Raw genomic sequence first — 24161 nt, 5'->3', positions numbered from 1 at the left:
CCACTTTACCCATTAAATTGTTTATAATAATAGTATTAAATGTTTCTCTATTGGGGTTAGATAATTCTTGTTTTCTCACTCTCAAAATAAATTTTAATCGATAATAAGCGAGTACAGGATGAAAATTGTTTCCTATAGTACTAAACATTATGACCGCAAACACATGGAATGGGTCAATCAGCATAATGGATATCATTATGATATCGAATATTTTGACTTTAATTTGACTGAACAAACAGCAAAAAATGCCGTCGGCGCAGATGCAGTCTGTATCTTTGTTAATGATGATGCTAATCGTGCGGTATTACAAGAGCTTGCCAGTCTCAACATCCGTATCCTTGCACTGCGTTGTGCGGGGTTTAATAATGTTGACCTTAAGGCAGCAGCCGAATTAGGGATCACCGTAGTGCGTGTGCCGGCTTATTCCCCAGAAGCGATTGCTGAGCATACTGTTGGGATGATGCTCTCGTTAAATCGTCGTATTCACAGAGCCTACCAGCGTACCCGTGATGCAAACTTTTCCTTAGAAGGCTTAACTGGCTTTAATATGCATAATCGCACTGCAGGGATTATCGGTACGGGGAAAATTGGTCTAGCGACTTTACGCATACTAAAAGGCTTTGGTATGAAGCTATTGGCCTATGATCCTTATCCAAACCAAGCTGTATTAGATTTGGGTGCGGAATATGTTGACTTAGCGACTCTTTACGCAAATTCACATGTTATTTCGTTGCATTGCCCATTAACCGCAGAAAATCATCATTTATTAAATGAAAGTGCTTTTTCGCAAATGAAAGATGGCGTAATGATCATCAACACTAGCCGTGGGGCCTTAATTGATTCTGCAGCTGCCATTAATGCCTTAAAACAAGGTAAAATTGGCGCATTAGGCATGGATGTCTACGAAAATGAGCGCGATTTATTTTTTGAAGATAAATCAAATGATGTTATTCAAGATGACGTGTTCCGTCGCCTTTCCTCTTGCCATAACGTATTGTTTACCGGGCACCAAGCATTCTTAACTGAAGAAGCGTTAATTAGTATTAGTGAAACGACATTGCACAATATTAAAGAGGTTGCTGCAGGTATAACATCACCTAACGAAGTGAAAGCCTAAGTCTCTAAAAAACCCCTGTTAGTCACCTTTGAGTGGCTAAAGGGGTTTTATCTTATTCGTCTTGGTTAATGAATTAACAACATATTTATCTTCTTAGGTACATTTTTATCAAGCGTAAACTATCCCTTTTATGCATGCCTAGTATTTTCTTTCTCATCCACTTTAAATTGAGAGACTAAGTTGGCAAGCTGATGAGCTTCGTCATCCATATTGGCAGTAATAGTGGCAGACTCTTCCACAAGTGCCGCATTTTGTTGAGTCACGGTATCCATCTCACTTACGGCCATAGCAATTTGATTAATCCCCATACTTTGTTCATTAGAGGCTAAGGCAATCTGTTGCATAAAATCATTAACTTGACTAATGGTGGTCACAATTTCCGACATGGAGCGTCCTGCTTCGCTCACTTGTTGTGATCCAACCTGTACTTTATTTACCGAATGGGTAATAAGTTCATTGATCTCTTTGGCTGCCTCTGCACTACGACTAGCTAAGTTACGCACTTCGGCTGCAACAACGGTAAATCCGCGACCTTGTTCACCCGCTCTAGCCGCTTCAACCGCGGCATTCAATGAGAGAATATTGGTTTGATTGGCAATACTGTTAATGATGTCATTAATATCTGAGATCTTTTTCGCACTTTCAGAAATCGATGACATGGTTTCGATAACATTATCCATCACCTTTTCGCCGTTTTGTGCTGACGTTGTCGCTCTTAATGCCAACTGGCTAGCTTGGCGTGAGTTATCGGCATTTTTTTCAACCGTGGTTTTGATTTGCTCCATGCTTGCAACGGTTTGTTGTAGCGCACTAGCCTGCTCTTCAGTACGTGAGGAGAGGTCAGTATTACCTGTTGCTATTTCACTTGCACTGACGCTAATGGTGTTTACTGCATTTTTTACCGAAGCAATCATTTGACTTAATGAAACTTTCATTTTATTCATTTCATTAAATAGCTTACCAAATTCATTGTTACCGTGATTTTCCACTCGCATACTTAAATCGCCTTGGCTCATTTTACTAAAAATATTAATAAGCACTTTAATATTGCCGATAAAGCTATGAGAGAACCAACGTAAGATAATGATAAAGAGCATAATGACAATAATCGCTGTGACTAACGCCATTAGCATAATGCGCTGTTGTGAGGTTTTCGCAATATCAATATAATTATTCTCAATACCATTGGCGACGGCATAATATGTCATGGTGATCTCGTTGAGTTCATCCATTTTTTGACTAGCAGAGTGCGTAGTCAATTGTCCTTTACGTAATTTAGCTAAGGCATCGGTAAATATATCTAAAAGCTCATCAAAGCGTTTCGTCATATCATCAGCAACCTGACGCCCTTCCATGGTTAACTTTTCAGCATCCGCCCAACGGTGGATCTCTTCACGGGTGATTTTTATATATTCTTGAGTTTGATGAAGGTATTTAGCAGAAGGTTTTTCATTCACTCTTAACTGCCCATCCAAGCCATTAATATTCGCTCTGATCACCGCCATTTGATAACGCGCTTTTCCCATCAGCAACATTTGCTGACTTAAGTTATTTGATGAAACAAAGTTATGATAAGAGCGTGTTGAAGCATCATAACTAAAGTAAATAATGCTCATAATAAGTACAAATAAAATAGCCAGCATAACTTTAACGGTTTTTTCTATACTGATGTTTTTAAACATAATCATATTCCAGCAAAATATACAGCTTTGATTTTTCTGTATATTTGTAAGATATCAGAATGCACTCTTTAGTAAAAAAGAGTGCATTCCCTAGTGTTAACAAAATAAATTAAAGATTATTTTTTAGATTATAGAGACAGGTAAGAGACTGCTCACATTGATAATGTCGGTCATTTTTATCAAAAACTTTAGAGCATAGTGAAATCTATTTTTTATTTTTGAAATAAACATTTCATTTCACTGTCCACTAAGCAATTCGTTACATAATATTCCATTAGCATTATGATTTGATTGATAAAAAATTAAATGATTAATTATCTTTTAGAATGAACAGGATAAATTTTAAAGCATGACCAATTTATCATACAATATCAGTATTTATTTTATAAATTAAACTAATCATACTTTTTTATTTAAACAGAAAGAATTGTTGTTACTTTCTTAAAAAATAATGCTATTGCTTAATACTGTGGACATTAGGTTATTTAACTCAAATAGATTAACGATATTAAGAAAGATTACTTATTCTATTTTTAATTATTTTTTAGTTAGTTCAATTAAACTTATCTCTTTATTGAATCGCTATGTTTTGCTATTCAATAATACAGTGATAATTGAACAGAATTATTTGTTGATTGTTAATCTTTTGCACAATGCTTAGAGGTATTTTAATACCTCTTTATACCCTATGTTGATGACGCTGTGGTGATGCTTGTTTTACCCCGATTAAAAAATCAGCAAAAATAGCTTTAAAATCACTACATGCCTCTTTCGGCAATGACGCTTCATTTTTTAGATTGATAGCAATATGAGTAATAAAACCATAAATTAAATTCACCACAATAGCCGGTGAATAAGCACAGATCTGTTTTTCAGCAAAGAGTATATCAACACAGTGTTGGATACGAGGAATAAGAATGTTGGCGTCAATCTCTTCCCACTCTTTCCAACCTAATACCGAGATAACTTCTTGTAAGGGAATTAACTCGTTTTTACACTGATAAATATGGTCAACACAAAGAGAGAAGAGCGCCGTTAGCTCTTGCCATTTATCATCATAAGTAGGCACTTCATCTAATTTTTGAACAGCATGCTTAACTTGCAGTAAATAACACTCTCTCAAAAGGGCTTTTTTATTACTAAAGTGATGATAAAACGCCCCTTTAGTAACCCTTGCATAACGTGATATTTCATCAATGGAAACATCATAATAGCATTGATTTACAAAGAGATATTGTCCAGCTTCAAGTAAAGCTAAGCGTGTTTGTTCTGAATTCTCTTGTTGCCGTGATTTTAATTTCATGATAAAAAACCCATAAAACATACCATAAGTATGTAATAATATATGGGTATCAGTTTTGTGTAAACTGAACAAAATATCTTTTCAGGAAATCATCATGTCATCTCAGTTCAATGGACTTATCCCTTCCAATTCTTTATCTTCGTTTAATATAGAAGTGATTAAAGAACTTCTGCTCTGGATCGAGGTAAATCTAGAAAAGCCGTTATTACTTGATGATGTTGCGATAAAATCAGGTTATACAAAATGGCATTTACAACGGGTGTTTAAGCAAGCAACGGGCTTAACATTAGCCTCTTATATTCGTGGTAGACGACTGACCAAAGCCGCCACTGAATTGCGCTTAACTAAACTTCCGGTATTAACTATCGCACTACGCTATCAATTTGATTCGCAGCAATCTTTTACACGCCGCTTTAAAGCTGTTTTTGGCGTTACTCCTTCGGAATACCGTAAAGTTGATGTGTTGTGTAGCGACAATTTTCAGCCCCCCATCAATTTTGAAGTTACCGACCTCCCTATTCCAAATATTATCGAGCTACCTGAAAGCTTTCTTTATGTTATTCAATACCAATACTTTTGCTCTATCGAGGATATTGGCAAGCTACATGAAGATATTCGTCATCAGTTTTGGAATGATTTTCTGTTGTACACAGATAAAAACTTTACGGAAAGTAGTGTGTTAATTTCTTATCAGCCAAATACATTACGTAAAGATAAGATCCAGATTGATTATGAAATTGGCCTAAACAATTTAGATCACTTTACCAGACCCCGTGGTTTTAGAAAAAAAGCGATTGCAGGCGGGCGTTATGTTCGTTTCCAATTTAAAGGCACGTTAGAAGAATATAAACAATTTGCCATCAAGATCTACTTTTATACTTTACCGGCTTTGGGGTTATGTCGTCGTTTAGGGCCAGATATTGAAAACTACATTTGTATAGAAACAGATAGCGACATTATGGAACTACCAAAAACACTGGAAATTGATTATTACGTTCCAATTCATTAATCAGTAATAAGTACTTAACGACTTGACTTTCAGTTTATTGATATGGCTAATTAACCGTCTTGATGGATTATTTAGCCATCCTTCTCTCTCACCCTCCCTTGGTTAATAAGGTTGTTCTATGCGTATTTGTTCTTTGTTGCTCTGCACCACTTTCTTAGTATCATCAATAACATCAAGCTACGCAGAAATAAGCACACATAAACTGATTCGCCAAGATAATAGCGAACTGATTTATTATCTAGATAAACAAGCTGAACATAACAAAACACTGTTAGTTTTAATGCAAGGTTCTGACTGTAATAGCATAAAAAATAATACTTTTATTCAAGAAACCTTTGGTAGATGGCTACCGAGTAGTGATGTTTTAATGGTTGAAAAGTATGGTATTACAGCACAATTGACTTATTCCGACGATAATGGTGAAAGAGAAGATTGCCCTAAAAACTATAAACTACATGATAATCCTAACCAAAGACTTGCTGATTATTTAGCAGTGCTAGATAAATTATCCCCTAATTACACCAATATTGTATTACTTGGAGGAAGTGAAGGCGCAACAATGGTTCATTTAGTTGTTGCTGAACGTCATGATATTAGCGCTGCAATCGCATTAAATGGCGGTGGTCGTTTTTTCCTTGATGATGTACTGTACAATATACGCAATACAACACCTAAAGAGCATGTGGAAGAAGCAATAAATAGCTTTCAACAACTCGCTAATGCAATAATAACGAATCAAATTGGTGATGAGCAATTTGTTAGTGAACATAGCAAATTATGGTGGCAACAATATCTTGCTATTGATCTACTTGAGGTGATTAAGCGCAACACGCAAACTCCGGTATTAATTGTTCAAACATTAGATGATATCAATGTAGATGTGGCTGCATTCCATCAATTATCTCAAGAGATAACGCAACCTAATGTGACATTTATTAAATATGATAAATTAAATCATGGTTTTTATAATCAACAAGGTGAGCGATTAACCGGAAAAGTCGTTCAAGATATACAGCAATGGTATGCGCAATATAATAAATAACATTCATCCTATCTTGACTTATTATATTAAGATAATTTTACGAGCTGATGATTAGGCCTATTTTATCATGCTTAATCTTTTATGCTGCGTTATCTTTCTGTTTCCCCTATTGGCTATTTAATATTGATTGACTGATAGTAGTGATAGAGAAAAGCAATTTATCATCACACCTTTATGCTCTTATACTTAAGTTAAATCTTGTTATCAGATCACTGATATGGAACAGGATCATTATACAATTAACCTTGTATAATAGTGATAACTTCTCTCTTCTAGATGTATAGGATCAGAATGAACAATAATCGCGCACTACTATGTCTGGAAAAAATTGGCTTTCAACTCGATAGCAAAATTATTCTAGATAATGTGACTTTCTCACTACAACCTTCTGAATTTAAATTGATTACAGGCCCTTCTGGCTGTGGAAAAAGTACGTTATTAAAAATCATTGCCTCTTTATTATCACCGACAAGTGGCACACTTTTCTTTGACGGAAAAGACTACTTAACCCTTTCTCCTGAACAATACCGACAACAAGTTTCGTATTGTACTCAAACCCCGATGTTATTTGGTGAAACGGTTTATGACAATCTTAAATTTCCTTATTTACTACGCAAAATCGCCGTTGATGAGAAGAAATTAGCGAAAGATTTAGATTACTTTAATTTGCCCAATGAGATTTTAAATAAAGGTATTAATGAACTTTCTGGTGGTGAAAAACAGCGTATCTCACTTATCCGTAACCTACAGTTTTTGCCTAAAGTGTTATTGCTTGATGAAATTACTAGTGCTCTTGATGAAGACAATAAAATAAAAGTCAATGAGCTTATCCATCATTATGTCAAAGAGCAAAAAATCGCTGCATTATGGGTAACTCACGATCAAAATGAAATCAAACATGCCGATGATGTGATCCACTTACCGAGTCATATGAACAATTAAGGTTAGGTTGACTTCCATTACCCCCTTAGTTTTAACTTTATTGAGCAGTGAGCAAATAAATTATTATGAACGAACATACAATCAGTAATGAATCTCTTATTTTTTCTCTGTTACTGGTCTTAGTGGCTATATTTATTAGCCGAAAAGAGAAACTTTCATTAGAGAAAGATATTATTTGGAGTACCGCCCGAGCGATAATTCAACTCTTTATTGTTGGCTACGTATTAACTTATATTTTCGACGTCGACCATATTATCCTTACATTTCTAATGGTCTTATTTATCTGTTATAACGCTGCCTATAATGCTAAAAAACGCAGTAAATACGTTAAAGATATTTTTATTATCTCGTTTGTCGCTATTACCACAGGGGCATTGCTCACCTTAAGTATTTTACTTTTTACTCATGCTATTGCCTTTACCCCTATCCAAATTATTCCTATTACCGGTATGATCGCGGGGAATGCAATGATTGCGACCGGACTTTGTTATAATCAGCTTGGGCAACGTTTTGAAAATCATCAACAACAGATCCAAGAAATGTTAAGTTTGGGGGCAACCCCTAAAATTGCTTCAATGGCTATTATTCGAGATAGTATTAAATCGTCGTTAATTCCGACCGTTGACGCAGCCAAGACAGTGGGGATTGTAAGCTTACCTGGAATGATGTCTGGATTAATTTTTGCCGGTGTTGATCCACTACAAGCGGTTAAATACCAAATTATGGTCACCTTTATGTTGATGGCAACCGCCAGTATTTCAACAATTATTGCTTGCTATTTAACCTATAAGAAATTCTTTAATCAACGCCATCAATTAATGACGTTTAATCAATAAAATAATGGCTCTCCCTCTGTGTAACACAAAGGGAGAGCGCAATATTAACCGCGTCCTTTGGGGCGATTAAGAATATGATCTTCCCAGTCTTCAACTTCCACTTCAGGAACAGCAATATATCTTACTGAGATATTACCTTGATGCATTTTTGCTTTATTACCTGCAATAAGGGGATGCCAATCCGCTAAAGGCTTCCCTTCTGCTAATAAGCGATAAGCACAAGTCATCGGTAACCATTCAAACGTCGGCAAATTATATCGCGTGAGTTTGATACAATCAGGCTCATAACGAAAACGATCTTCATAGTTACTGCATTGGCAGGTTTTAATATTTAACTGATTACAAGCGACGTTAGTAAAATAGATCTCATCAGTATCATCATCCATTAACTTGTGTAAACAGCACTGCCCACACCCGTCACATAACGATTCCCACTCATCATCACTCATTTCATCCAAAGTTTTTGTCTGCCAAAAAGCCTGTGTCATCTCTACGTTATTACCTTATTGCTCATCATATTATTAAATAACCCGTGTGGTCAGCTGATGTTCATTGACACTTAATACCAACATATCACCCGATGCTAAGGGACCGACACCTTCAGGTGTTCCCGTTAAAATGACATCACCTGGGCGAAGGGTAAAAAAGCGCGACATATAACTGATAAGGGGTAAAACAGGCGTTAGCATATCACGACTGTTGCCTTGCTGACGAATTTCACCATTAACTTTCAACATTAAGTCAACATTTTGGGGATCACCAAAAGAGTTCACCGGAATAAATCCCGACAAAGGCGCTGAACCATCAAACGCTTTACTTTTCTCCCAAGGTTGTCCCGCTTTTTTTAATTGACTTTGTAAATCACGTAAAGTGAGATCTAAACCAACACCAAAACCAGCAATAGCACGATCAACCCTATCTTCATTGGCTTGTTTCAGTGGCTGACCAATTAATACCGCTAACTCTATTTCATGATGCACTGCCCCCATCTCTTTGGGGATCGCAATAGGTTGGCGAATATCACACATCGCCGTTTCTGGTTTAATAAAGATAACCGGCTCTTCAGAGCGCACCGAGCCCATCTCTTTTATGTGGTTTGCATAATTACTGCCCACACAAATCACTTTATTAACAGGAAAATCAAGCAACGAACCTTCCCAATCTCTATGTTGATACATAATATTTTCCTTATTAGGTAAATCGCTGTGTTTTATGTCACTGCTAACGTGATTTAGTGTTGAGTTGGCAGTGTATTTATTTTATTGGCAACGCCATCAGCCATCGTCACAATACTCAAAGCAAAAAAGTAAGAGCTATTCCAATGCATGATAGTACGGAAATTTTGGGTGACTAAATAACTTCTATGCAAATCATCATCAGGAATTATCAGCCATACCTTCATATCATCACTTAATTGGCTATTAGCGGGTAATTGCACCCCTAGCGCCTTCCATTGTGCGACCGTTTTTTGTTGCTCTGTTTTTATACCTTCCAACTGTTGATTAAAATTAGCAGGTAAACTGACTTGTTCCCCCCAAGGGAGATCGCGTTGCCATCCCTCGGTTGCTAAATAATTAGCGGCTGAAGCAAACGCATCTTCACGGCTATTCCATATATCAATGTTGCCATCACCATTGCCATCAGCAGCGTAAGTCAAAAATGAAGATGGCATAAACTGTGTCTGCCCCATTGCGCCTGCCCAAGAGCCTTTTAAACGCTGGCCTACAGGTAAATGTCCATTTTCGATTATCTCAAGTGCGGCCATTAATTGGCGACTAAACAAGGCCTCACGGCGACCTTCAAAAGCTAATGTGGCCAGTGCTGAGATAACATCTTCTTTTCCTTGTACTCGACCAAAACCACTTTCTAATCCCCATAAGGCAACAATATAATTTGCAGGCACACCATATTGATTGCTGATCTGCGCTAGGGTTTGTTGGTTAGCTTGATAAAGTTTCGCCCCTTCTGCGATACGTCCTTTCGTCACCACTCGAGGTAAATACACATCTAAAGTAATTTTCTTTTCTGGCTGATTACGGTCTGACTTCACCACTCTGTCAATAAAGTGAATTTCCGAAAAGGCAAAATTGATAGTTTCAGGTTTATAACCCAATTCAGCCGCTTTTTGTTTTAAAGCATCTACATAAGCAGGAAATTGTGCAGGTGTCCGTGACTGTTTTGGAAACGCCTGTTCAAGTGAGACAACATCAATCTGTTTCCAGCGAGCCGGTGCCGATGTCGCAATATTGGCAATTTCACTTGTTACAGGTTTTTTTTCTGCACTCTTCTGATGGCTATCTGCACAAGCAGATAGCAAAACAGTAGAAACAATCACCGCGATGAACGAATATTTGAACATTTATGCTCCTTTTATCTCGATGATTTATTCAGTTTTTTCTGAATTTTTTAATTCATCTAAATAAGCATTTAACATACTTTCGACGGGAGGTGGCACTTGTAGATAAAAACCTTGGTCAGTCAACGCTTGTTTGACTTTTTCTATGTCTGCATTCGCTAAACGCTGTCTTTGCGCGAGATCTAGCAACATTGCAAACTGTGGTTCACCAAAACTTTGTAATAATTCCTCAGGAATTCGAGAGAAATCATCTTTTTTTTCGATGTATAAATAAGTTTGATCACGCTTGGTACTACGGTAAATTGCACAAATCATTTTCATTAAACTCTAATTATTAAAATAAGCGACTTGCCTGAATATTTTAGTAAATATAACATGCTTATATAATTTCGTAATATCGTCTCTGGTTTTTTGTGCCAGATTATAGAAAATTTACTGAGTCAGATAGATGTCAAACACGCCCATTGAGTTAAAAGGCAGTAATTTTACCCTCTCGGTACTTCATTTAAATGATGGATCACCGAAGGTTATTCGTCAGGCTATTTCAGATAAAATTGCCCAAGCGCCTCAATTTCTGAAAAATGCGCCTGTTGTTATCAATGTCTCTGCTATCGCAGATCAAACGATTGATTTTAAAAAACTGAGGCGAATAGTAGAAGATGCTGGCTTACGTGTTGTGGGAATTAGTGGTAGTCATGACGCTCAACAAAAAGAAGCGATAATTGCCGCACAGTTACCTATTCTAAATGAAGGTAAAATAACTAAGCCAGCAGCTCAGGCAAATAACGATAAAACGAATGAAGTACCGATAAATGTACGACAAAAAACCAAAATCATTCATACACCAGTGCGTTCAGGGCAACGTATTTACGCACCAAATAGCGATTTAGTCGTGTTAAGCAATGTCAGTGCTGGCGCTGAATTAATCGCAGACGGTAATGTACATATTTATGGTGTATTGCGTGGACGGGTTCTTGCCGGAGCATCAGGCGACCAAGAGAGCCATATTTTTTGTACACATTTATCTGCAGAACTAGTTTCCATTGCTGGTCAATATTGGCTAAGCGACCAAATTCCTACAGATTTTGTTGGCAAATCAGTCCAACTTAGTTTGCAAGAGAATGAATTAACAATCGAGAACTTAATTTAGAGCATCGACAAGGAATCACTCCATGGCACGCATTATTGTTGTTACGTCAGGTAAAGGTGGGGTTGGTAAAACAACTTCCAGCGCGGCCATTTCTACCGGCCTCGCTCAAAAAGGGCATAAAACGGTTGTTATCGACTTTGATATCGGGTTACGTAATCTTGACCTAATTATGGGTTGTGAGCGTAGAGTCGTTTATGACTTTGTTAATGTTATTCAAGGTGATGCTACTTTAAATCAAGCCCTGATTAAAGATAAACGTACAGAAAACCTTTATATCCTCCCTGCTTCACAAACAAGAGATAAAGACGCTTTAACCCGTGATGGTGTAGAGCAAGTGTTAGATGAACTGGATGAAATGGGTTTTGATTTTATTATTTGTGATTCACCTGCAGGGATTGAAAGTGGCGCACTTATGGCACTCTATTTTGCAGATGAAGCCATTATCACCACCAACCCAGAAGTCTCCTCTGTACGTGACTCAGACCGTATTTTAGGTATTTTAGCCTCTAAATCACGTCGCGCTGAACGAGGCGAAGATCCTATTAAAGAACATCTTCTATTAACACGCTATAATCCAGGCCGAGTAAGCCGTGGTGATATGTTAAGTATGGAAGATGTGCTAGAAATTTTATGTATTCCACTGCTGGGTGTTATTCCAGAAGATCAATCCGTTTTACGTTCATCAAACCAAGGTGAGCCTGTTATTCTTGATAGTGAATCTGATGCAGGTAAAGCTTATTTAGATACAGTAAATCGTTTATTAGGTGAAGAACATCCATTCCGTTTTATTGAAGAAGAGAAAAAAGGCTTCCTAAAACGCCTTTTTGGGGGGTAAAAGATGGCTTTATTAGATTTTTTTCTGTCGCGTAAAAAGTCGACAGCAAATATTGCCAAGGAGCGCCTACAAATTATCGTAGCAGAGCGTCGACGTGGCGATACTGAGCCAGCTTATTTACCTGATATGAAAAGAGATTTATTAGGTGTTATCTGTAAGTATGTGCAGATAGATCCCGATATGCTATCTGTTCAGTTTGAGCAGAAAGGCGATGATATCTCCGTACTAGAATTAAATGTGACATTACCTGAAAATGAAGAATCACCTAAGTGATCATATTTAATTCGCTGATATAAGCTAATGATCCACAGAGCCAGCTATAAACTATCACATATTTGCTTGGCTCTGTGTTTTTAATTATATATAAACTGGCTGAATACAAATGTGCAAATAGCGCTATATATTGTTGCTATTTTAAACATTCATTAATAATAAGTTGGAGTTGCTATTTATTGGATGATAGAAGGATGATAGAAACTCATATTGGGTTTGAGAAAATTTCAGGCTAAATAATTACTCTTTAGCCTGAATTAATATAACGTGATATTAAGGATATTGCGCCAAAATTGCAGTAATTTTTTCTGCTAATAATGCTTTACGCCAGCGTGAAAGCAATTCAGGCTCCCCTGTTTTAATTTTCCAGTGAATATTAAGCAATTGGTTTATTTGTCTTCTTGAGGCTAATAACTCGGGGTTATAACGCTGCCCTTCACTTACCTCTTGGATCACCGTTTTTATTGCTTTAAAGGCTTTTTTATAGTTAGGTTGTTCAATTAAATTGCCAATAGGCTCAGGACAATCTTCATCTTTGATCTGTTTGGCTTTAGCAACAAAATCCAACAAGCGACGGCCATGACAACGAATTTCTTGCCCCGATAGAGAAAGCGCATCTAATTCAGCAAGAGAGGTCGGTAAATAGCGTGCTACTGACCATAAATGCTCTTCCCTTACAACAAAATTTAATGCCATATCACGGGCTCTAGCTTGATTTAAACGCCATTCTGCCAACATTTTTAAGCATGCCAATTGTTGACCTCGTAATTGCCATGCATTACCAATATCGCGATAGGCAAGCTCTGGTGATACGGTCTCTTGGCGACGCTCGGCTATCATTTCGCACTCATCAACAATCGCGTCCATATAACCGGCTTCTTGTGCCTGTGCGATTAATTTCTTAGCTAGAGGTAACAAATAAAACACATCACCACTCGCATATTGGCACTGTTTTTCGGTTAATGGGCGTGCCAGCCAATCTGTTCGTGATTCACTTTTATCGAGAGCAATATGTTCATATTTTTCTACTAAGGTCGCAAAGCCACAAGAAATGGGATAGCCCAGAAAAGCGGCCACGACTTGGGTGTCTATCATGGGTGTCGGAACACAACCAAATTGATGAGAAAACACTTCAAGATCTTCACTTCCAGCATGCAAATATTTAAGGACTGCGGGATTAGTTAATAATTCAACAAAAGGAGTCCACTCAGTAATGGTCAGGGGATCAATAAGAGAGATCTGTTTCCCATCGTACATTTGGATAAGCCCCAAATGTGGGTAATAGGTGCGTATACGGACAAACTCTGTATCTAATGCAATTTGTGATACCTCAGACGCTGCTTTACAGACATCTTCTAGTGCTGTGTTTGTCGTGATAAATTGATAATTCAAAACAGGTTTCTCTTGTGTTTTTATGTCTAATGACTTTTTCGTAAAGACAAAAACGCCGGTATAAACCGGCGAATTTATCAAAGGTTATACTTTGTTGTATCAAGATCCAGTTGATGTTTTCAACTGTTTTTCTTCATTTCTTAATTCTCTGCGTAAAATTTTACCAACATTTGACTTAGGCAGCTCTTCTCGAAACTCAATAATCTTAGGTACTTTATAACCCGTTAAGTAACGGCGACAATGAGTTTTAAGTTCATCTTCTGTCAATGAGGGATCTTTTTTGACAACAAAGATTTTCACAGTCTCACCCGAGCTTTTACTCGGTACACCAATAGCTGCTGATTCTAAAACTTTCGGGTGCGCAGTAACCACTTCTTCAACTTCATTAGGATAGACATTAAATCCTGAAACCAAGATCATATCTTTTTTACGGTCAATGATGCGGATAAAGCCTTCATCATCCATTGTGGCAATATCACCTGTGGCAACCCATCCATCATGTAGTACTTCTGCTGTCGCATCAGGGCGATTCCAGTAGCCTTTCATGACCTGAGGGCCACGAACCCACATTTCACCGCCTTCTGTGCGAGACACTTCATTACCTTCATCATCCATAAATTTTACTTCCGTTGAAGGTACAGGAAGCCCAATACTACCACTGTATTTTTTCAGGTTATAAGGGTTACCTGTTACTAAAGGCGAACACTCAGTTAAACCATAACCTTCTAATAGATGCTTACCGGTTAATTCTTCCCACTCTTTCGCAACACTACTTTGTACGGGCATTCCGCCACCAACAGAAAGGTTGAGCTTAGAAAAATCAAGTTGACGAAACTCAGGATTATGTAGCCAAGCATTAAATAGTGTATTTACCCCGGTAATCGCCGTGACAGGATAACGCGATAACTCTTTAATAGTGCCTTTAACATCTCGTGGATTCGTTATCAGTAGGTTTTTCCCGCCAACTTCAATAAATAACAAGCAGTTCACGGTTAAAGCAAAAACGTGATACAAGGGTAAAGCGGTTACCACCAGCTCTTTCCCTACATTAAGTGCAGGAACATAAGCGGCTTTAGCTTGTTCTAGATTAGCCAACATATTACGATGAGTTAACATCGCGCCTTTCGCAATTCCTGTGGTACCACCAGTATATTGTAAGAAGGCTAAATCATCTCCAGTAATTTCTGGCTTAATATATTGCATTCGATAGCCTAAATGCATCGCTCGACGAAATGATATCGCGTCAGGCAAATTATATTTTGGGACTAATCGCTTGATATATTTAACCACAAAATCAACCAGTGTCGCTTTAGGACGAGATAGCTGATCTCCCATACGTGTTAAAATAACGTGTTTAATGCTGGTATTAAAGACGATTTTTTCCAGCGTATGGGCAAAGTTAGAAACAATGACAATAGCTGTGGCGCCACTATCATTAAGCTGATGTTCAAGCTCTCTTGGTGTGTAGAGTGGGTTTACATTGACCACTACCATACCGGCACGAAGAATGCCGAAAAGCGCTATAGGATATTGCAGTAAGTTAGGCATCATTAAGGCGACACGATCACCTTTTTTCAATCCTAAGCCATTTTGCAAATAAGCGGCAAAAGCACGGCTACGCTCTTCTAGTTTGCGGTAAGTCATGACCTCGCCCATATTGATAAAGGCGGGTTGATCTGCGTAATTTGCGACAGCGTTTTCAAGCATCTCTGCAAGAGATGCAAAACGGTCCGGGTCAATTTCAGCCGGAACATCTGCCGGATAACGTTTAAGCCAGACTTTTTCCAAAGTAGTACTCCTGATTAATCGCACTTCTTGGTTAATATTATGTTTCTTTTTAACAAAGTATTAACTCATCCTACCAGCACAAACAATTTTCTGTTGTGAAGATGCGAAGTGTATCACTAAATTTTTTCTTTTTATGTTTAACAAAAAAGAAGGCGGTCAAAACCGCCCTCTCTTTTGTTGTCTTCATCTTTAATAATTATATTAGATAATTGCCATCTAATATATTACAGGTATTGATTATACACCGTTTCAAACTCATAAAGGTAAAATATTATATCGTCATTAACAATTATTCTAGTTTATTACTCCAAAACGGGGACAACTTGGCCAGTACCATATGGATATGCCCCATAGCCACCATAGCCATAATTATACCAGTAAGGGGCATTACCATAGTATCCCCATGTCATAACAGGCGCAGGCATAATAACTTGTTGCGTTAATGTCCAGCGTTTCATTCCTGTAACATCGATACGTAAAAATGGATAAACGGCTTCACCCACTTTGCCTGTTTTTACACCTTTGATCGTACCCACTACCGTGACATACTGATTTTTATAATCTGTTGGATCTAAAAAATGAGTAACATTCGCATAAAGACGACCAACAGAAGGTTGCTGTAACTCAGGAGCCGCATCATAGTGAGAAAGTGGCATCACAGCAATTTCTAACTGGGTTGTTGAAGGTAGATTCTTAACCTCTATCACTCGCCCACCAAAACGACCTTCTTGACCGACATAAAGCTCCGGTGCCGCTAGAACTACATTTAAGTCAGTAACAGGAGTTGCTGTTGTCCCTTTAATAGATTCAGGTATAGAGACGCAGCCCGTTAGTAATAGAGCGCCAGATAAAAATAGCGCTTTACTTACCAAACGGTAGTTTAATTGTCTGTTCATAAACCACCTCTTTGTACGTCATTAAGTACGTTACACTCTAAGATAAGTATAGCGTCACTCTGTCACTTCTAACAGAAAATCGCTAACAATCTATTCCCGTCCTGGTAATTTTTTCCAAGTGACTTCATTACGTAAATAAACAGGCTCGGCCTCTTCTACTTTAGTTGCTTTCCCTTCATGCCATGCTGTAACGGCAAGTGGCAACATATCTTGTGCCGCAGGCAAAGTAATTTGCGTTTCAACCACGGTAAAAGGCAATGATAAAGCTAAATCAGGATAAGCTTGCCACCCCGTACCCGCAATTGCCCAGCGACCTGTGGTAGCTTGTAGCGTTTCGGCAAATTGTTCTGGTTTCATTACCGCTTCTGTTTCTTCACCAGACCAAATGCCAGCGTCATTACGCTGATATTGGGCACAGTAGATTTCCCCCATACGGGCATCAATGGCGACTAAAACTTGCTTAATGCCTGTTGTTCTAAAGACGCCTTCTGCCATGGTGGCAAGAGAAGAAATACCAATCAGTGGCAAATTAGCCCCTAGTGCGATACCTTGCGCAACACCGACACCAATGCGAACACCGGTAAAACTGCCCGGACCACGACCAAAAGCGAGGGCATCTAAGGATTGCAGTGATAAATTGGCTTCTTCTAAAGCACTTTTCACCATTGGTAAAATTTTTTGTGTATGTTCACGCGGTGAAATTTCAAAACGTGAAGCAACGACACCTTCATTCCAAACCGCAACAGTACAAGACTCAGTTGCGGTATCAATTGCTAAAATTCGCAGTGACACGCCATAACTCCGGCAGATTCAATAAGTAAAAAGAGAAAGAATAATATCATAATAGTATTCAACAGAATAAATACACATCATATGTAATCACTATTATGACTCCGACACTATTTCATTTCGTTGTGCCCGTTGGCTTAAAAAATAACTGGTTTTTTCTAATGAACGGGTTCGTGGTGATGGGGGCAAACTACTTAAAAACACTTCCCCATAAGGCCTTGAAACTAATCTATCATCACAAACAATAATGGCACCATAGTCATGTATATCGCGGATCAAACGCCCGACGCCTTGCTTTAGAGTGATCACCGCATCAGGGATTTGTACATCCCGAAATGCATCACCACCACGTAATTGACAATCTTCAATACGTGCTCTTAATAATGGATCGTCAGGTGCGGTAAAGGGTAATTTATCAATGATCACACAAGAAAGTGTATCTCCCCTGACATCCACCCCTTCCCAAAAACTTTGGGTCGCGACAAGTAACGCATTGCCTGAGGAAACAAATTTTTTCAATAATTGCGATTTCCCCATTTCGCCTTGCATTAACACGGGAAGTGGTAAGCTGGCTTTAAACTCTTCGGCTAATCCACGCATCATAGCGTGAGAGGTACAAAGAAAAAAACAACGCCCCTGATTTTTTAAGATCACAGGAGCCAGCATAGCGGCTAAACGCTTCGCGGTGTATGGTTGATTTAACGGAGGTAAATAACGTGGTACACAGAGCAACGTTTGATGTTGATAATCAAATGGGCTATTTAAAATTAATGTCGTGGCATTTTCCAGTCCTAATCTATCTGTGTAATAAGACATTTTTTCATCTACAGAGAGTGTTGCAGAAGTAAATATCCAACTACTTTTATGGGACTTAATCAGCTCACGAAATTTATCAGCAACCGAAAGTGGCGTGATCGCCAGTAAAAAATGACGACCATAGCTTTCAAACCAATAACTGTATCCGGCAATCGTCGTATCAATTAGGCGTTTTAAACGATTACGATAAAGTGTTGCCCGTTCAAACGCACTATCCAGTAATTGGCTACGCCCTAAAGAGAGCTTCATTACATCATAACTTAGCTCTAACGCATCATCTAAGAAGGTTAAATAGCGTTTGGTTTCCTTATTTTGTAATAGTTCCCTTAAGTTACCCCGAAAACCCGTATCACCTAAGCTAAGACGAAAATCTTGTACCATTTGAGTTAAACGGTCAGCACTTTTTTGCAGTTGCACTTGATCACGCACTTCAGTGCGATACGCCACAATCATATCTCGCGCTAGATCGAATAATTGACGACTAGTGAGCTGTTGACCGAAGTAGTGGCTCGCTATATCAGGAATTTGATGCGCCTCATCGAAGATCATTATCTCCGCATCGGGGATCAGCTCACCAAAACCAGTATCTTTTACTACCGTATCTGCCATAAAAAGGTGATGATTAACAACCACCACATCAGCGGCTAACGCATTTTTACGGGCACTTAATACATAACACTCTTTGTAGCGAGGACAATCACTGCCCAGACAATTATCATTAGTGCTAGTCACCAATGGCCATACTTTGCTATCTTCCGCCACACTATGACAGCGACTAATATCACCATCTTCTGTTTGCGTTGACCATTGGCGTACATGCATAACATCAGCAAGTACTTCTGCTTCTAAATCACCGCCACTGAGCATTTGCTGATCTAAACGTTCTAAACACAAATAATTAGAGCGACCTTTTAATAAAGCCGTTGTACCATCGTAGTCTAGCGCTTCTATTATGGTGGGGAGATCACGACTATACAGTTGATCTTGTAATGCCTTAGATCCGGTAGAGATGATAGTTTTTTTCCCAGAACGTAATGCAGGCACAAGATAGGCATAGGTTTTCCCTGTCCCGGTCCCCGCTTCTGCAATAAGCACACCTTGTTTATCAATAACCTCTGTTACTGATATCGCCATTTGTCGTTGAGCTTCACGGGGATGAAATCCAGGAACGCGTCGGGTTAAAATCCCGTTTTCTGCAAAATCGTCTGACACAGGCATACTCTTTTTATAAAATAAGACGTAAATTATGCCAGTGGATAGCTAAAAGTACCACCCACGTTGTTAATACAAAGGAGAATTTATCGTGACTATAAAACGTATCGATCCAGAGGACCGTTGGTCTGAAGCGGTTATTTATAATGATACTGTCTATTACACTGCAGTTCCTGAAAACTTATCAGGGGATATAATCGAACAAACTGCAGATACATTAGCAGCTATTGATGTGTTATTACAAAGAGTGGGATCAGATAAAAGTAAGATCCTTGATGCAACACTATTTTTAGCCGATAAAGCCGATTTTGCAGGTATGAATCAAGCATGGGATGCATGGGTTGCTAAAGGGAGCGCGCCAGTACGTTGTACCGTTCAGGCTCAACTCATGCATCCTGAATATAAAGTAGAAATTAAAATCATCGCTGCTCTCTAATTTTTTATTAGCACCCGCACATGCGGGTACTATTTTCTCTTATATGTCGGATCAGCTAATTCAATATAATAATTTGATAAATGATCATGCCCATAACACATACCAATATGACTGTTTGCCATAAAAGTTAAAAAAAACTCTAATGGCCCATAAAATTTTTGGCTCGTAAAATGACGTAACGTAAAAATAGTTATTTTTCTTAACGTATCGGGTAAATGGATTATTTTAATTTTTTTATCTAATGCGCTTCCTGCGAGTTCACATATTTGATTCAAAGATAGAATATCCGGTCCACCTACAGTGAATTCATTTATATTGGTTGTCATTTTCTCGACAATAAATTGCGCTAAATCTTTTCCAGAGATAGGATTTATTTTTTGTTCGCCATCACCAAATAAATAAACTTTACCCGATGCTGCCATCTGTAAAAAATCCCCCATATCGCTAAAATAACCATTAGGTCTTACAATACAGTATGCTAAATTGGCTTGTTTTAATTTATCAACAAAGCGCTCCTTTGCTTGAAAAATCTTTAGATTTCGGTGTGTTTCGCCATCAATAGCCGAGATATAAATAAATTTATTAACCTTCGATTTAATCGCTTCTTCTAATAAATTGGCATTTGCCTGATAATCCACATCCATATAGGTTAACCCTTCTTTTTGCCGAGTGATCCCTACCGTTGATATCACGCAATCAATATTTTGAGCAATCAAAGAAAGTTGCTCTGGTTTTGTGATCTCGCCGATGAATATGTCATCAACATCCGCAAACTTTGTCGCTTGTTGATGATTTCTAACTAAAACACGTACCCAATATCCTTGTTTTTTTAATTCTTGAATTAAAAAACCACCCAAATATCCTGTTGCTCCCGCGACTAATATCCGTTTCATTTCAACTCCTTTCTTTTTTAATTATCATGAAAAGTAACATCAATGATAAATTAATAGCAACTGCGCTTAGCATAATAAATGCAATATACTCACCGTTGTTAGTGATAGATTCTATTGCATCTTCAAATTTCACTCTTTTTAGTGTTGAAATAGTAAGGCTATTTTTACTATAAATTTTGTTATTTTAAACACATCATTTTTAATAGATATTTATAGAAACAAAAAAGCTAAGTTTACAAGAAACTTAGCTTTTTTATTTAATATGCTTTACTTTGCTATGTAAAATAGAGTTAAGCGAATTTAATCATTATCATACCGACTAATAATAATATAATTCCACTCCATCCTTTATAATTTAGGCGTTGATTAAATAAGATCCACCCAGCGGCGATAGTGGCAATAATACCAAAAGCTCCCCATAGTGCGTAAGCAACAGAAAGCTCTATCCCCTTTACGGCCATTGCCAATGAACTAAATGCGCCTAACACACAAAGCAATGACAATATTCCCAACCCCCAACGACTAAAACCGTTAGACATTTTCAAGAATATATTGGCCACGATTTCAAGCACAACAGCAAGAAGAAGAAAAGCGCCATGCCACCATTCAAATTGAGCTAACATATTAAGCCTCTTTAACATTAGAAGAAATTGGCTTATTAACTCCCTTTACCACAGTAGCAACCTGTTTGGCTTTTCCGGCAATATTTTTTACCGAATCGGTTGTTTTTTTAGCAACCACCGATTTTTTAGTGCCTGACTTAATCAAAGTGATCCCCGCAATTAACATTGCTAAACCACCTAATTTTAATGCTGACAGTGATTCACCAAACCAAAGCACGCTAAATGTTGTAATAATGACAATTCCAATACCTTCCCACAGTGCATAAGCTACACCTAATGCCACTTTTTTTACGGCTATGGCTAAAAAGATATAGGAAGTGGCAATCATTAACCACATAACGATCATACCAGTGTAACCACCGCTGACACTGGCATACTTCATTGATAAAGTGCCGATCACTTCACAGATAATAGCTAAAACTAAAAATATCCAATAAATCATTTTTCATCTCTCATACACGTTTAAAGCACGCCTAAACGTTTCTTGCGCAGAAGATAGAGAATATGCAGATAGTCTTTCTGGCGGTATAAAACCGAACGTTAAGGCAACGTTATTTCCTGATATATCAGGAAGTAGGATGAGAAATTTCTATAATGCGCCACACCAGTAGTGTTCGCTGGATAAAATAGCAGAAAGGAATAACTTATAAGTAGAACGTTTAACTTTTACGCTTTTGGCGCTAGTCATGATTATTTATTCTTTCATCGCGCAGACCATCCGCACGATATACTCCGAACCCTCATATAATATGGATAAATGTTACATGATATTTCTATCATGCCGAATTATTTAAAGCAAGGATCTTCTGCAAAAATTTTTTAGGTAATTGATTGGTTTTATTTAGGTTTTAAGTTGAAGATTGCAATACACTGCATAGTTAATCAATTCTTAGCTGAACTTGTTATTAATTTATTCATTTATATCGCAGTAATCATGCTTAATAAAAAAACACCGCAAAACTCGACCTCTTATTTTACGGTGTTATTTATATTAGTTAGGGACTATATCTGACGATGAAATTCCCTACTCAATTTCATTCCAAGAGCGGCCATCACGAGTGATCATTGCAACAGATGCAACCGGCCCCCATGTTCCTGCTTGGTATGGCTTAGGTAATTCATTATCGCATTCCCATGCATTAATAATTGAATCGACCCATTTCCATGCTTCTTCTACTTCATCACGGCGGACAAATAGCGCTTGAATACCCCGCATTGCCTCAAGCAACAACCGCTCATAAGCATCAGCTAAATGAGTTTGATTAAAAGTTTCGGAGAAACTTAAGTCTAATTTAGTAGTTTGTAAGCGGTGTTTATGATCAAGACCTGGTGCTTTATTTAGCACTTCAATATCAATACCTTCATCTGGCTGTAAACGAATAGTGAGTTTATTTTGTGGTAACTCTTGATAGGTTTCACTGAAAATATTCAGAGCGGGTTTTTTAAAATAGACCACCACTTCCGAGCATTTACTTGGCATACGCTTACCGGTTCTTAAATAGAAGGGTACACCCGCCCAACGCCAGTTATCAATATCAGCACGAATTGCAACAAAGGTCTCTGTATTACTGGCTTTATTGGCACCCTCTTCATCCAGATAGCCCGGTACTTTTTTACCTTGTACAAAACCGGCCGTATATTGCCCACGAACCGTTTTTTCACGGACATTAGTCATATCAATACGACGTAATGAGCGCAGCACTTTCACTTTTTCTTGGCGGATACTATCAGCCGTTAAATCAGCAGGTGGTGACATGGCGATCATCGTCAAAATTTGTAATAGGTGATTTTGCACCATATCACGCATTTGACCCGCTTGATCGAAATACCCCCAACGTCCTTCAATACCAACTTCTTCTGCCACCGTGATTTGGACATGATCTATCGTTTTGTTATCCCAATTATTAACAAATAAGGAGTTAGCAAAACGTAAGGCCAATAAGTTTAAAACGGTTTCTTTACCCAAGTAGTGGTCGATACGATAAATTTGACTCTCTTTAAAGTATTTCGCCACACTATCATTAATAGAAACTGAAGACGCTAAATCTGTTCCTAGTGGTTTTTCCATAACCACACGGTTTGGCTCTTTATTTAATTTAGCATGTCCCAAACCTTTACACATCGCACTGAAAGTACTTGGTGGCATTGCAAAATAGTAAATCGCCGGTAATTTGTCTTGTTTTAGATGTTTTGCTAACTCAATAAAGTGGTCAGTTTCATTGACATCAAGATTACAAAAATCGAGACGAGCACTTAAACGTTGCCAAATTTCAGGGTTAATCTCTTCTTTTAAAAAAGTTTGTAATGCTTCATGGGCAACATTTGTATAAGCAGCTACATCCCAATCAGCACGACCAACACCGATGATACGTGTATCAGGGTGAATATATCCTGCCTTTTCCAGTTGATAAAGTGATGGAATTAACTTACGACGGGCAAGATCCCCTTTAGTACCGAAGATAACCAGATCACAGGCCTGAGCAGTCGATATCGCTGCCATAGTACGTCTCCTCATGATGAGATTTTGTAATTTTGTTACATAATTTCGTATTAATGTACTCTTTTGGGTGTACGCAGTAAATACGCTTGCGTGTTTTAGTCTTTAACGCCCCTTACATCTTATTAACCACCGGTTTTTTATGTCTAGCTTTTTCTATTTCTATGTAAATTTACAACAGTTTTGTTAATTGTTTTCAGCTTTGAAAGTTAGACACAGGTCATACTTTGATGAAAAAAGCCCTTTTAAGGGGCTGTCAGCGATGTAAGTGCTG

24 protein-coding genes are annotated in these 24161 nt (G+C 38.0%); 9 read left to right on the top strand and 15 right to left on the bottom strand.

The window, feature by feature from the left end:
• Positions 1-118: 118 nt before the first annotated feature.
• On the top strand, positions 119-1117 hold the full coding sequence (locus PMI_RS05700; RefSeq protein WP_012367888.1) for a 2-hydroxyacid dehydrogenase: 999 nt from the start codon (positions 119-121) through the stop codon (positions 1115-1117).
• A 128-nt stretch (positions 1118-1245) separates the two neighbouring features.
• Here PMI_RS05700 and PMI_RS05695 read toward each other — a convergent pair whose 3' ends face one another.
• Together PMI_RS05695 and PMI_RS05690 are read right to left on the bottom strand one after the other, a co-directional pair.
• Positions 1246-2799 carry a methyl-accepting chemotaxis protein gene (locus tag PMI_RS05695; RefSeq protein WP_012367887.1) on the bottom strand — a complete coding sequence of 518 codons (1554 nt, stop codon included), beginning with the start codon at positions 2797-2799 and terminating at the stop codon, positions 1246-1248.
• Between the two features lie 679 nt (positions 2800-3478).
• Positions 3479-4102: a TetR family transcriptional regulator gene (locus tag PMI_RS05690; protein ID WP_004247996.1), complete on the bottom strand. Its 624-nt coding sequence runs from the start codon at positions 4100-4102 to the stop codon at positions 3479-3481.
• Between the two features lie 94 nt (positions 4103-4196).
• On the opposite strand from PMI_RS05690, the gene PMI_RS19730 reads away from it, so the two are divergent.
• From PMI_RS19730 to fetB, 4 genes are all read left to right on the top strand, one after another.
• Entirely contained in the window at positions 4197-5111 is a 915-nt protein-coding gene (locus PMI_RS19730; RefSeq protein WP_004242792.1) for a helix-turn-helix domain-containing protein, read from the top strand.
• Between the two features lie 118 nt (positions 5112-5229).
• A complete protein-coding gene (locus tag PMI_RS05680) occupies positions 5230-6153 on the top strand; it encodes an alpha/beta hydrolase family protein (protein WP_004247995.1) in 924 nt (307 codons plus the stop codon).
• Positions 6154-6444: 291 nt separating this feature from the next.
• Complete coding sequence (fetA, locus tag PMI_RS05675) at positions 6445-7095, top strand: iron efflux ABC transporter ATP-binding subunit FetA (protein WP_004242790.1); 651 nt, start codon at positions 6445-6447, stop codon at positions 7093-7095.
• A gap of 65 nt (positions 7096-7160) precedes the next feature.
• Positions 7161-7931, top strand: a complete 771-nt coding sequence (gene fetB / locus PMI_RS05670; protein ID WP_004242789.1) for an iron efflux ABC transporter permease subunit FetB — start codon at positions 7161-7163, stop codon at positions 7929-7931.
• 44 nt (positions 7932-7975) lie between these two features.
• Here the strand turns inward: fetB and ycgN are convergent, their stop codons facing one another.
• Genes ycgN through PMI_RS05650 form a run of 4 tightly spaced genes read right to left on the bottom strand, consistent with a single transcriptional unit; the run spans position 7976 to position 10602 of the window.
• A complete protein-coding gene (gene ycgN, locus PMI_RS05665) occupies positions 7976-8419 on the bottom strand; it encodes a cysteine cluster protein YcgN (protein ID WP_004242788.1) in 444 nt (147 codons plus the stop codon).
• Positions 8420-8452: 33 nt separating this feature from the next.
• The gene (locus PMI_RS05660) at positions 8453-9109 is read right to left on the bottom strand and encodes a fumarylacetoacetate hydrolase family protein (protein ID WP_004242786.1); all 657 of its coding nucleotides are present in this window, start codon (positions 9107-9109) and stop codon (positions 8453-8455) included.
• 53 nt (positions 9110-9162) lie between these two features.
• Positions 9163-10290 carry a lytic murein transglycosylase gene (locus PMI_RS05655; protein ID WP_012367886.1) on the bottom strand — a complete coding sequence of 376 codons (1128 nt, stop codon included), beginning with the start codon at positions 10288-10290 and terminating at the stop codon, positions 9163-9165.
• A gap of 24 nt (positions 10291-10314) precedes the next feature.
• Positions 10315-10602, bottom strand: coding sequence for a YcgL domain-containing protein (locus tag PMI_RS05650; RefSeq protein WP_004247993.1), 288 nt, complete (start codon positions 10600-10602; stop codon positions 10315-10317).
• Between the two features lie 133 nt (positions 10603-10735).
• Between PMI_RS05650 and minC the strand changes: the two genes are divergently transcribed.
• From minC to minE, 3 genes are read left to right on the top strand one after another with little or no spacing between them, the layout of a single operon-like run.
• Positions 10736-11437 (top strand): septum site-determining protein MinC, encoded by a 702-nt coding sequence (minC, locus tag PMI_RS05645; RefSeq protein ID WP_004242783.1) that lies wholly within the window; start codon positions 10736-10738, stop codon positions 11435-11437.
• Between the two features lie 22 nt (positions 11438-11459).
• Positions 11460-12272, top strand: a complete 813-nt coding sequence (minD, locus tag PMI_RS05640; RefSeq protein WP_004242782.1) for a septum site-determining protein MinD — start codon at positions 11460-11462, stop codon at positions 12270-12272.
• A 3-nt stretch (positions 12273-12275) separates the two neighbouring features.
• Positions 12276-12545, top strand: a complete 270-nt coding sequence (gene minE / locus PMI_RS05635) for a cell division topological specificity factor MinE (RefSeq protein WP_004242781.1) — start codon at positions 12276-12278, stop codon at positions 12543-12545.
• A gap of 273 nt (positions 12546-12818) precedes the next feature.
• On the opposite strand, the gene rnd is transcribed toward minE, so the two are convergent.
• From rnd to yoaA, 5 genes are all read right to left on the bottom strand, one after another.
• The gene (gene rnd, locus PMI_RS05630) at positions 12819-13937 is read right to left on the bottom strand and encodes a ribonuclease D (protein ID WP_004247992.1); all 1119 of its coding nucleotides are present in this window, start codon (positions 13935-13937) and stop codon (positions 12819-12821) included.
• A gap of 99 nt (positions 13938-14036) precedes the next feature.
• Entirely contained in the window at positions 14037-15725 is a 1689-nt protein-coding gene (fadD, locus tag PMI_RS05625) for a long-chain-fatty-acid--CoA ligase FadD (protein ID WP_004242778.1), read from the bottom strand.
• A gap of 302 nt (positions 15726-16027) precedes the next feature.
• Positions 16028-16621, bottom strand: a complete 594-nt coding sequence (locus PMI_RS05620) for a Slp family lipoprotein (protein ID WP_012367885.1) — start codon at positions 16619-16621, stop codon at positions 16028-16030.
• Between the two features lie 90 nt (positions 16622-16711).
• Positions 16712-17413 carry a tRNA (adenosine(37)-N6)-threonylcarbamoyltransferase complex dimerization subunit type 1 TsaB gene (tsaB, locus tag PMI_RS05615; protein WP_004242775.1) on the bottom strand — a complete coding sequence of 234 codons (702 nt, stop codon included), beginning with the start codon at positions 17411-17413 and terminating at the stop codon, positions 16712-16714.
• 93 nt (positions 17414-17506) lie between these two features.
• A complete protein-coding gene (yoaA, locus tag PMI_RS05610) occupies positions 17507-19444 on the bottom strand; it encodes a DNA repair helicase YoaA (protein ID WP_012367884.1) in 1938 nt (645 codons plus the stop codon).
• A gap of 85 nt (positions 19445-19529) precedes the next feature.
• Between yoaA and PMI_RS05605 the strand changes: the two genes are divergently transcribed.
• Positions 19530-19874 (top strand): RidA family protein, encoded by a 345-nt coding sequence (locus PMI_RS05605; RefSeq protein ID WP_004242773.1) that lies wholly within the window; start codon positions 19530-19532, stop codon positions 19872-19874.
• Between the two features lie 29 nt (positions 19875-19903).
• Here the strand turns inward: PMI_RS05605 and PMI_RS05600 are convergent, their stop codons facing one another.
• The 4 genes from PMI_RS05600 to zwf form a co-directional block, all read right to left on the bottom strand.
• Complete coding sequence (locus tag PMI_RS05600) at positions 19904-20767, bottom strand: SDR family oxidoreductase (RefSeq protein ID WP_012367883.1); 864 nt, start codon at positions 20765-20767, stop codon at positions 19904-19906.
• Positions 20768-21057: 290 nt separating this feature from the next.
• Positions 21058-21390, bottom strand: a complete 333-nt coding sequence (gene mdtI, locus PMI_RS05595; RefSeq protein ID WP_004247986.1) for a multidrug/spermidine efflux SMR transporter subunit MdtI — start codon at positions 21388-21390, stop codon at positions 21058-21060.
• 1 nt (position 21391) lies between these two features.
• Positions 21392-21832, bottom strand: coding sequence for a multidrug/spermidine efflux SMR transporter subunit MdtJ (gene mdtJ / locus PMI_RS05590; RefSeq protein ID WP_012367881.1), 441 nt, complete (start codon positions 21830-21832; stop codon positions 21392-21394).
• A 582-nt stretch (positions 21833-22414) separates the two neighbouring features.
• On the bottom strand, positions 22415-23890 hold the full coding sequence (gene zwf / locus PMI_RS05585; RefSeq protein ID WP_004242768.1) for a glucose-6-phosphate dehydrogenase: 1476 nt from the start codon (positions 23888-23890) through the stop codon (positions 22415-22417).
• Positions 23891-24161 lie beyond the last annotated feature (271 nt).

Source organism: Proteus mirabilis HI4320 (assembly GCF_000069965.1).
Taxonomy (GTDB): domain Bacteria; phylum Pseudomonadota; class Gammaproteobacteria; order Enterobacterales; family Enterobacteriaceae; genus Proteus; species Proteus mirabilis.
Note: the sequence above shows the minus strand (reverse complement) of the source record. Positions and strands in the feature narration are given on the sequence as shown.